The sequence below is a fragment of the Mesorhizobium sp. M1295 genome (assembly GCF_040318135.1).
In the GTDB taxonomy this organism is placed as follows: domain Bacteria; phylum Pseudomonadota; class Alphaproteobacteria; order Rhizobiales; family Rhizobiaceae; genus Mesorhizobium.
This window is the reverse complement of sequence record NZ_JAMYLU010000021.1, coordinates 93455-103975: the sequence shown is the minus strand read 5'-3', so window position 1 is coordinate 103975 and position 10521 is coordinate 93455. Positions and strand designations below refer to the sequence as shown.

General features: G+C 63.2%; 6 protein-coding genes. 4 read left to right on the top strand and 2 right to left on the bottom strand.

Going from position 1 to position 10521, the window contains the following annotated elements; genetic code table 11:
• Nucleotides 1-181: hypothetical protein (locus tag NKH29_RS25330; RefSeq protein WP_353000803.1), on the top strand; the 181-nt coding region annotated here is incomplete at its 5' end.
• A gap of 124 nt (nt 182-305) precedes the next feature.
• On the opposite strand, the gene NKH29_RS25325 is transcribed toward NKH29_RS25330, so the two are convergent.
• Entirely contained in the window at nt 306-6692 is a 6387-nt protein-coding gene (locus NKH29_RS25325; RefSeq protein ID WP_352482227.1) for an apolipoprotein A-IV repeat region-like domain-containing protein, read from the bottom strand.
• A 285-nt stretch (nt 6693-6977) separates the two neighbouring features.
• Between NKH29_RS25325 and NKH29_RS25320 the strand changes: the two genes are divergently transcribed.
• The 3 genes from NKH29_RS25320 (at nt 6978) to NKH29_RS25310 (ending at nt 8875) form a co-directional block, all read left to right on the top strand.
• On the top strand, nt 6978-7346 hold the full coding sequence (locus NKH29_RS25320) for an Hpt domain-containing protein (protein ID WP_023717831.1): 369 nt from the start codon (nt 6978-6980) through the stop codon (nt 7344-7346).
• A gap of 97 nt (nt 7347-7443) precedes the next feature.
• Nucleotides 7444-7764 carry a 2Fe-2S iron-sulfur cluster-binding protein gene (locus tag NKH29_RS25315; RefSeq protein ID WP_006334837.1) on the top strand — a complete coding sequence of 107 codons (321 nt, stop codon included), beginning with the start codon at nt 7444-7446 and terminating at the stop codon, nt 7762-7764.
• 82 nt (nt 7765-7846) lie between these two features.
• Complete coding sequence (locus tag NKH29_RS25310) at nt 7847-8875, top strand: NAD(P)/FAD-dependent oxidoreductase (protein WP_023717829.1); 1029 nt, start codon at nt 7847-7849, stop codon at nt 8873-8875.
• Nucleotides 8876-8901: 26 nt separating this feature from the next.
• On the opposite strand, the gene NKH29_RS25305 is transcribed toward NKH29_RS25310, so the two are convergent.
• Nucleotides 8902-10383: an MDR family MFS transporter gene (locus NKH29_RS25305; protein ID WP_023717828.1), complete on the bottom strand. Its 1482-nt coding sequence runs from the start codon at nt 10381-10383 to the stop codon at nt 8902-8904.
• Between the last annotated feature and the right edge of the window lie 138 nt (nt 10384-10521).

Genomic DNA, 10521 nt, shown 5'->3' with positions numbered 1-10521 from the left:
TCACCACCGTGCCATGGCCGCTCGCCCTTCAGAGCAAGCGCCGTTCTCTCTCCAAAACTTTTTGCAGAACCTTCAGGACACTATCGAATTCGGTCGTTCAGAGTGTTTGGTTTTTGACCCTAGAGCATTCTGCCCAATGGTGTTAGTTGGCACCGCAGAAATGCGGCTAAACAACAGATAGAGCAGGATGCCTCGTCATTTGAACGCATCCTGGGGTGTCGCTTCATGCGTTGATAGGATCAAGATCAGCACGGCGCGAAAAAGGCGGGAATTTCCCGCCTTTTTCATGTTCCATTGTCGTCTGATCAATGCAAGCGGCCGCTGGCGTGGGCCAGCATGGTGTAGACCTTGCCGGTATCCGACGTCAGGTAGGTCTGCGCCATGATGTTGTCGCGGTCGTTGCGCGACACGTCTTTGAGCAGCTTTTCGAAATCGTCGCAGTAACGATCGACAGCAGCGCGGAACTCCGCCTCCGACTGATATTTGCGGCGGATCTCGTCGAACGTCTGCTGGCCCTTCAGCGTGTAAAGACGGCGCGTGAAGACGTCGCGCTCGCCGCGCCGGTATCGGTTCCACAGCTCGATCGAGGCATCGTGATCGATGGCTCGGGCGATATCGACGGAGAGCGAGTTCAGCGATTCCACGACATGAAGCGGCGAACGCGGAGCGGGAGCCGGGCGCGGCGCTTCGGCAGGCGCCGCCGGCTTGGCGTCGTCTTCGCGCGATGCACCGGTCAGGAGGTCGCGCACCCAGCCGCCTTGCGGCGTGCGGCCGTTGGGGTCGCGCTGGCGCAGCGCTGTGTCTGCGGGACGTTCGAGGTCGAGCGTGCCGCGCAGCGCCGTCTCGCCCGAAGGCGCCTGCGGTGCATGGCGCTGTTCCGGAGCCGGAGCCGGGCGGCGTGGCGGCTCGGCGGCGCGTGCGGCAGGCGCTTGCGGCGCCGGACGCAGGTTGCGCTGTTCCGAACTGTCGGCGCTGCGGCCAGATTTGGCAACGATTTCAGAAAGTTCCTTCAGCGCGTTGATCTGCTCGGAAACGGCACGGCGGATAGCCGTGGTTGATTCCTTTGCCTCTTCCGGCATCTCGATGACGCCTTTCTTGAGCTCGGCTCGGGTGAGGTCGAGCTCGCTCTTGATCGAGCCGGCGGTGCGCCGCATTTCCTCGGTCGCATCGGCAAAGCGCTTGGTAGCCGAATCGACCACTTCGGAAATCGCGGCACGGATCTTGTCGGCGGATTCCAGCGTCTTGCCTTCGGCGTTCTGCAGCGTCTGGCCGACCAGATTCTCGAACGAGCGCATGACCCGTTCGAGATCTTCCGACTTCTTAACAAGGCCGACGGCGAGGTCCTCCAGCGACGATTGCCTTTCGAGCGTGTGCTCGAGGTTGCTCTGGGCCGAGCTCAGCAGATCCGAGGCGCTGGACAGCAACCGGCTGTGCTCGTCGAACTTGGTGGCGATAGAGGCAACCTCGCGCAAGGTCGAGGACGACAGCTCGGTGAGCCGCGTCGTGTTCGAATCGACAAGGCGCGCCGAGCTGGCGAAAGTCTGGGCGGTCTTTTCCGTGGTCGCCGCGAAGCTTTGCGTGCTCCCAGTCAGGCGTTCGTCGACCTGGCCGAGATTGGTCGCCGCCTGCTCGATCAATTGACCGAGCTGCGAGCTGGAGGCGGTCATGCGGCCGATGAGGTCGGCAACGCTGTCGGCAAGCGTCGAGCGCGCGCCTTCGACGGCCGACAGAGTTTCGGCCGTGCGGCTGGCGAGGGCGTCGACGAGGGCGGCGTTTTGAGTGCGCAGCTTCTCTGTCGCACGTTCGGTGACCTCTTCCATGCTCTTTTGCAGCTCGGAGCCGCCCTGGGCGAAGCGCTCGACCAGAGGCCGTGCCGTCTCGTCCAGGATTTTCGATATTTCGGCCGAACGTGCCGCAAGCATCGTACTGAGCTCGCGAGTATTGGCACCGATGGTCTTTGCAGCGTCGTTGGTGCTCTGGCCGATATGCTGGCCGACCGCGGTGAAGGTTTCGGCGATCGTGTTGGCACGCGAGACTAACTGCGCCTCGGCGTTCGAGACCTGTTCGTTGAGCTTTTGGCCCATTGTCTCGGCAGTGTAGGCGAGGCGGTTCTCGACGCTGGCGACCTGCTCCTCGACGCGGGCCGCTGTGGCGGCAGCACTCGAGGCCAGGCGTTCGTCGGCACCGGCAAGCAGCTGCTCGATTTCACGGGCATGGACGGCGAGTTCCTGGCCAGTCTGCCTGGCGCGTTCGGCAACCCGCTGCTCGGTGCTGGTGAAGGCACCGACAATGTTGTCGGCATGTTCGCCGATTGCGGTGCTGCTGTCGGCGATACGGGACACCAGGCGATGATCGGCCTCCTCGAAGATGCGGCCGATCTCGGACGCACGTGCCGAAAGTGCTTCGGAGCCTTCGGCAATGCGCGAAATAAGTTGCTGGTCGGCGGCATCGAAAATGCGGCCGAGATCCGACGCACGTGCCGCGAGAGCTTCGGCGGATTCGCCGATGCGCACGCCCAGCCGCTCGTCAGCTGTTTCGAAATTGCGCAAGATGTCGCCGGCACGTGCAGCCAGCGACTGGGCCGTTTCGATGGCGCGAGAGACCAGTCTGTGGTCCGCCGCGTCGAAGGTACCGGCAATCTCACTTGCTCGGGTTGCCAGCTGATCGGCCGTCTCCTGGGCGCGCGCGAGCAAGGTGTTCGACGTGTCGTCGGCGCGGGCAATCAGTGCGCTCGACGTATCCTCGGCGCGGGCGGCGAGGCGACGATCCGCCTCCTCGAAGGTGCGGGCGATGTCCTCCGCCCTGGCGAGCAGAGCGGCCGAGGTCTGCTCGGCGCGCTCGGCGATCTTGCGGTCGGCATCGCTGAATGCAGCGCCCGCCTGCTCATGCAGAGCGCTGGTGACTTCCATGACCTTCTCGCGCAGCGCCCCGGCGACGAAGACCGCGCTTCTTTCGAGCACACTGCGAACGTTGTCGACACCCGTCGACAGCGCCCGCTCCATGGTGCTGGCGCGCTCCTCGATGATGCCTGTCTGCCGGCTGAACGCCTGCTCGATCTTTTCCACGTCGGCAGCGATGGCATCGGAGATGTCGGTGCTCCTGGCGGCGATCTGGTCGATATGGCCGGACAGCGAACGGTCGACATCCTTGCGCGTGTCGGCGAGCCTGGAGAGATCGTCCTGCAATGCGCGGGTCAGCATGTCGCGGCCCTCGGTCAGCTTGCCGACATGACCGGCGACAATCTCGTCGACCTCGCTGCGGCTCAATGCAAGCCTCTCCAGATCGGCTTCCAGAGCGCGCCTGAGGATGTCGCGGCCTTCGGCAAGCTTCTCGACCTGGCCGGCAACCAGCCCATCGATGCTCGAGCGGCTTTCGGCCAGCTTGGCGAGATCGTCCTCGAGCGCCTTCGACAGGGTCGAGCGGTCCTGGACGAGCTTCTCCGCGTGGGTAGCGACAAGGCTGTTGACGTTGCCGAGATCGGCCTCTAGGGCGCGCGAAAACTGTGCGCGATTGTCGGTTAATAGCTGCGACTGGTCGGCGATGGCGCCCCTGATCGTGTTGAGATCGGCCTCCAAAGCGCGTTTGAGGATGTCGCGGCCTTCGGCCAGTTTCTCGACCTGGCCGGAAACCAGCCCGTCGATGCTCGAGCGGCTTTCGGCCAGCTTGGCGAGATCGTCTTCCAGCGCGCGCTTGAGGATGTCGCGGCCCTCGGCCAGCTTCTCGACCTGACCGGAAACCAGCCCGTCGATGCTCGACCGGCTTTCTGCCAGCCTGGCGAGATCGTCCTCGAGCGCCTTCGACAGGGCCGAACGGTCCTCGGCGAGCTTGTTCATATGTTCGGAGACGACGCCCCGCACGGTCTCGAGATCGGTCTCCAGTGCGCGCGACAGCTGACCGCGATCCTCCGCCAGCTTCTCGGATTGACTGGCAATGACGCCCTTGACGGTGCTCAGATCGGCTTCCAGAGCGCGTTTGAGGATGTCGCGGCCCTCTGCCAGTTTTTCGACCTGGCCGGCAACCATCACATCGATGCTCGAGCGGCTTTCGGCCAACTTGGCGAGATCGTCTTCGAGCGCCTTCGACAGCGTCGAACGGTCTTCCGCGAGCTTGTTCATGTGATCGGAGACAACGCCGCGCACAGCCTCCAAGTCGCTCTCCAGTGCCCGTGACAGCTGGCCACGGTCTTCCGCCAGCTTTTCGGACTGGCCAGCGATGACGCCCTTGATCGCGTTCAGGTCCGATTCCAGCGCGCGCTTGAGGATATCGCGGCCTTCGGCAAGCTTCTCGACCTGGCCGGCAACCAGCCCGTCGATGCTCGACCGGCTTTCGGCCAGCTTGGCAAGATCGTCTTCAAGCGTCTTCGAAAGCAGGCTGCGATCATCGGCGAGCCTGCCCGAATGATCGGCGATCAGACCTCTGATGTCGGACAGGTCGTTCTCGAGCGACTGGGAAAGACCGCTGCGGTCTTGCGCCAATTTCGCCGAATGGGCCTCGATGAGGCCATTGATGCCGGCGATGTCGGATTCCAGCGCACTGGCGAGTATGGCGCGACCCTCGGCGATCTTTTCGACTTGACCGGCGACAAGGCCGTCGATGCTGGCGCGACTGTCTGCCAGCTTGCCGAGGTCGGCCTCGAGCGCGCGCGAAAGAATGCTGCGGCCTTCGGCGAGCTTTCCGACGTGCCCGGCAACCATTTCATCGATGATCGTGCGGGCTTGTACGAGTTTTCCAGAGTCTTCGTTCAAGGCCTGGGCGAGCCGGTTGCGGCCCTCTTCAAGGCTTTCTAGATGGCTGCCCAGCGAAGCGTCGATCGCTGCACGCGATTCGTTGACCTTGCGCAGATCCTCTTCAAGGGCGCGCGAGATCAGGCCGCGGCCTTCGGCAAGCTTCTGCACCTGGTTGGTCACCGCCGCATCGATTTCGGCGCGGCCCTCGGCGAACTTCGCCAGATCGGCCTGCATTGCCGCCGCCATCCGGTCGCGGCTTTCGGAAAGTTTGCGGCTGTGGTTTTCGACGGCTTCCTCGATGCCGGCGCGAGCATCCGCAAGCCGCTGGATGTCCGTATCGAACGATCGCGATACGACATGGCGCGCCGCTTCCATGCGCCCGGCGAAATCGCCGGCGCGGGCTTCGAGCATGGTCGAGGTCGATGAGATGATGTCGGCCATGTCGGCGCCGATCTGGGTCTTGCCCTGATCGATCATCGCCGACAGCGTCTCCTTGCTATCCTGGAAGGTGTGGGCGATTTCGCGCGCGCGCTCGACCAGCGTCTCGTTGATCTGGCGTGCGCGAGCCTCCAGCGCGGCGTTGAGCTTCTGCGTACCGGTGTCGAGCGCCTCGGCGCGGGTCTGGAACTCGCTGATCAGCGCCTGGCCACGTTCGGCAAGCGTCCGCTCGATGCCGTTGAGGCTGGCTTCGAATTCGGAATTGAGTGTGCGCGCGGCACCGCCGAGCAGCGACACCATGCCGGTCGTGCGGTCGTCGAGCAGGTCGGTCAGCGACCGCGTCAGGCCATCGGTGGTGTCCGTCAGCTTGGCGATGCGGGTGTCGAGCAGGCTGGCGAAGGCCTCGCCCGACGTCGACAGCCGGTCGGTGATCGATTCGAGCCGGCCTTCCACCGAATCGAAGATCGACATCGAGCTCCCGTTGATCCTGTCGATCAGCGTGTCGCCGGATTCGTTGATCGTCATCGACAGCTTGGTCGAGGCGTTGAGAATGCTGTCGCGAATGATATCGCTGGCGGCGTTGATCTCGTCCTTCAGCGTCTCGTGGGCACCGGTGATCGAGGCGCGCACACGCTCGGCATGGGTGACGACCGCTTCGCGCTCGCTGCCCAGCCCGTCGACCAGCGAGCGGATGCGGGACTCGTTCTCCGAATAGGAGCGCTCGATCTGGTTCACCTCGCTGTGAACCAGCGTTTCGAGCTCGACGGCGCGCGCAAGCGTGCGTTCGATGCCTTCGCCCATGGCCGCCACCTCGCGGCGAACCGCTTGGCCGATCATCATGACGCGATCCTGGGCAAGATTTTCCGGCTCGGCCAGACGGAAGGCCACCTCGGTCATCGACTGCGCGGCAAGGCGCATCTCCTGAGCGCGGCGAATCATCACTGCGAATGCCCAGAACAGGATGACGGGCACGATTGCCGCGACCGCCAGGCCGATCAGCTCGGGACGGGCGAAAAACTGATCGAAGGTGCGGATGTTCCAGATGCCAGGTCCGAACAACAGGTTCGCGAGGCCACCGGCGCCGGCGATCCAGGCCAGCGAAACAAAAGCCACGACCCAATAGATCGTGTTCGAGGCGCGCCGGTTGAGGGTGTGCAGGAGCGTCTTATAGTCTTTTTGACGATCGTCGTTGGCCGGCGAGAAAGCTGGCGGCTGCGAGCCATTGCGCGTTGCGACAGGACGCAACTCAGCCGGCTTGGCTTTTGGCGCGGGATTTAGGTTCTGGCTTTGATTGGCGGCGGGTGCTGCATTCTGGGCCTGGTCGGGGGCAGGCGCCTCGTTCTGGCTGCGGCCTTCGCGCGCCAGTTCGTCGGCGGCTTGCGATATCTGCGCTTCCAGATCTTCCATGGATGCCGCGATGTCGAAGTCGCCGCCGGCATCGCCGCTCAGATCGATATCAAGTGCCTTTTCGAGTTCCCTGGCTACGTCGCTGTCGAGCGTTTTTGTCGTCGTTGGTTTCTTCGCCATGCCTTCGCTACCCTGTACAAGCTGCCGCGGGACTTATGGTTGTGCTTATTGATTCTGCCTAGCGTGTCCCGCGCAGGAGGCTGAAAATGGACCTGTCGTATCGTAATGACACAGCGGGGTAAAGAAAACATGCATTCCGTCCGATACGTAAAACTTTAAATATAAGGTTAACACAGCCGTGATTCCGGCGCCGTTATCGCGACATTTTTCCGGGTCAATCATTAACCCGTTGTCCACCGGATACGCCTATTTTTTGCGGCGGTCGAAGAACGGAGTCTCAAAGTGATACGTGGCGAAAACGGCATTGCCTTCTCGATGCCCGGCGGTGACGTGTCAGGGACAGCTGGGGCGCGGCCGATCGATCTGGCGCATCTTGCGCGCCAGACGATGGGCGATCGGAGCCTCGAGCAAGAGGTGCTGGCACTGTTCGTGCAGCAGGCGCTATCGGTGCGCGACAAGATCGTCGATGCGGATGTCAGGCAGCGGCTGCTACTGGCGCACGGGCTCAAAGGCTCGGCGCGCGGGGTCGGCGCCTTCGCCATTGCCGATTGCGCCAGTGCGATCGAATGCCGGCCCGACGACGCCAGCACGCTGAAGCGCCTTGGCTCACTGATCGAAGAAGTGCGCGACTTCGTCGCCGCCATCAGCCGATAGAACTTATTCCCAAAACGCCACGCAGCGGCGCTTTCGCGCCGCAGTTGACTTGTCTGGCAGAGTGATTATGTCGGCTCAGACTCCCTTCAGGTGACAAATGACCAAGCTGACCTTCATCGCCCATGACGGCACGCATTTTGACGTGGATGCCGAAAACGGCTCGACCGTCATGGAAAATGCGATCCGCAATGCGGTGCCGGGAATAGAAGCGGAATGCGGCGGCGCCTGCGCCTGCGCGACCTGCCATGTCTATGTCGACGAAGCCTGGACGGCGGAGGTCGGCGAGCCGGAAGCCATGGAAGAAGACATGCTGGACTTCGCCTACGACGTCCAGCCGAATTCGCGGCTGTCATGCCAGATCAAGGTGCGCGACGCCCTCGATGGGCTGGTCGTGCGCGTGCCGGCCCGCCAAGGCTGAAGCCGATTTTTGCGGCTGCCGCTTGGCAGCGGACCAATGGTCATGCAGTGTCGCGCCGTTTTCCCATAAAGGCGCATGCTTCATGACCGCTATCACCAAGACGGACGTACTCATTGTCGGGGCAGGGCCTGTCGGCCTGTTTGCCGTATTCGAGCTCGGCCTCTTCGACATGAAGTGCCATCTGATCGACATACTCGACCGGCCCGGCGGGCAGTGCGCCGAACTCTACCCGGAAAAGCCGATCTACGACATTCCGGGTTGGCCCTCGATCTCGGCGCAAGGTCTGGTCGACAAGCTGCTTGAGCAGATCGCGCCGTTCAAGCCCGAATTCACCTATAACCGCATGGTTTCGAGCCTGGAAAGGCTGGAGGACGGCAGCTTCCGCGTCACTACCGACGAAAACGAGGTGTTCGAAGCCAAAATTGTGGTGATTGCCGCCGGCGGCGGCTCTTTCCAGCCGAAGCGGCCGCCGATTCCAGGCATCGAACCCTATGAAGGCAAGAGCGTGTTCTACTCGGTGCGCCGGATGGAGGACTTTCGCGGCCATGACCTCGTCATCGTCGGCGGCGGCGATTCGGCGCTCGACTGGACGCTGAACCTGCAGCCGGTGGCCAAGAGCGTGACGCTGGTGCATCGGCGGCCCGAATTCCGGGCAGCGCCCGACAGCGTCAACAAGATGTATGCCATGCAAGAGATGAAGCAGCTGGAATTCCAAGTCGGACAGGTGACGGGCCTGACCGGCAGCGACGGCCAGCTAGCCTCCGCCACGATCAAGGGGCCGGAGGGCGATGTCGAAGTGCCGTGCACGCGGATGCTGCCATTTTTCGGCCTGACGATGAAGCTCGGCCCAATCGCCGAATGGGGCCTCAATCTCCACGAAAACCTGATCCCGGTCGACACCGAAAAATTCCAGACGTCGGTGCCCGGCATCTTCGCCGTCGGCGACATCAACTGGTACCCCGGCAAGCTGAAGCTGATCCTGTCGGGCTTCCATGAGGTCGCTCTAATGGCACAGGCAGCCAAGCGCATCATCAGCCCCGGCGAGCGCATCGTGTTCCAGTATACGACTTCGTCGACCAGCCTGCAGAAGAAGCTCGGCGTGGTCGACTGAAGCTCGCCGGATTTCACCAGGCCGGTCTACTCCGCCAGGGCTGGGGCCGAAGCCTCGGCATGGCCGCGAAGCGTTTTCTCCGGCATCAGCCAGAGCGTGATGAACGACAGCAGCAAGGTCGCGGCGGCGGCAAGAAAGATCATCACGAACGGCGTGGCTGAGGCGATATGGCCGGCCGTCTGCGTGCCTTCGCTGGCCAGCGGCAGCCCGTAACCAAGGGCGACGGCACCAAGCATGGCGACGCCAAGCGCACTACCCAGCGAGCGGAGGAAGGTGAGAACGCCGGTCGCCACGCCAAGGTGCATGCGATCGACGGCGTTCTGGACCGAGACAGTGGCAACCGGAAAGGTCGTGCCTGTGCCCAGGCCTATGCAGGTCGTCAACACCTCGACAAGCAATAGCGAGGCATGCCCGGCGACCAGGCTGAGCACGCCGAGGCACAGGATCGAGAAAACAGTTCCGACCATGGCAATGCGCTTGTAGTGGAAAAAGCGTGGGATCATTCGCGCGCTGAATGTCGCACCGGCCACCGTGCCGAGCATCAGCCCAAGCAACGCGGTGCCAGATTCGCTGACTGACAGGCCGACGACCGATTGCAGGTAGACCGGCAGATAGACCGACAAGCCGACATTGGCGGCCTGCAGCAGGAACATCGACAACGTGCCGGCGAGAACGATCGGATTGCCGAGCACTTCCAGCGAGATCAGCGGTTCGGCCGCGCGCATCAGCCGCAGCGCGAACGCGCTCCAGAACACCGCTGAGCAGGCGAGCAGTCCAAGGATTTCACGCGACAGCCACGGATACTCGCTGCCGCCCCAGTTCAAGGCAAGCAGCAGCAGCGAGGTGGCCGCGACCAGAAGCAGCGCGCCGAGGCCGTCGATGCGGTGATGTTTTGCGGCGATCGGCAGCTTCTTGAGCGGATTGTTAATGATCGCCATCGCCAGCAGGCCGAGCGGAATGTTGATCCAGAAGATCAGCGACCAATGCAGATGTTCGGCGAAGGTGCCGCCGAGCAGCGGCCCGGCGATGCTGGCGACGGCCCAGGTGCCCGAAATCCAGGCGGCGTAGCGAGCCCGCTCGCGCGGCGGCACGAGGTCGCCGATCACGGTCTGCGTCAGGGCGAAGAGCCCGCCGCCGCCGGCGCCCTGGATCGCCCGGCCGACAACCAGGACCAGCATGTTGGGGGCCGTGGCGCTGACCAGCGACCCGGCGAGAAAGATCAGGATTGCCGCATAGACGGTCGGCCGGCGGCCATAGATATCGGAGATCTTGCCGTAGAGCGGCGCCACTGCGGTCGCGGTCAGAAGATAGCCGGTTACGATCCACGGCAGATATTCGGCATGCCCGAGCAGACGTGCCATCGTCGGCATCGCCGGCGCGACGATGGTCTGGTCGAGCGCCGCCAGCAGCATTGACAAAAGCACGCCGCCGATGATGGCGTTTTTCTCGGTTTCGGTCAGCGGCGTGCTGGTTTCCACCATCGCTTGCTTGTCGATAGCCTGGTCCATATCCGTTCATCCATTATGCCTGCGTGCACTTCCGCGACGGGCTGGGAAGCATCTAGTACGCCGATTGGCGTTTGCCGGAGGCTGATCCCTGCGAACCTGGCATATGTCGTTCGCTATAGGCCGATTTCGACAGCGGCT

Bases quoted from the DNA above. Each gene is read 5' to 3' on its own strand.
- NKH29_RS25325 (WP_352482227.1), bottom strand. From the start codon at position 6,692: ATGGCGAAGAAACCAACGACGACAAAAACGCTCGACAGCGACGTAGCC.
- NKH29_RS25315 (WP_006334837.1), top strand. From the start codon at position 7,444: ATGACCAAGCTGACCTTCATCGCCCATGACGGCACGCATTTTGACGTG.
- NKH29_RS25305 (WP_023717828.1), bottom strand. From the start codon at position 10,383: ATGGACCAGGCTATCGACAAGCAAGCGATGGTGGAAACCAGCACGCCG.
- NKH29_RS25310 (WP_023717829.1), top strand. From the start codon at position 7,847: ATGACCGCTATCACCAAGACGGACGTACTCATTGTCGGGGCAGGGCCT.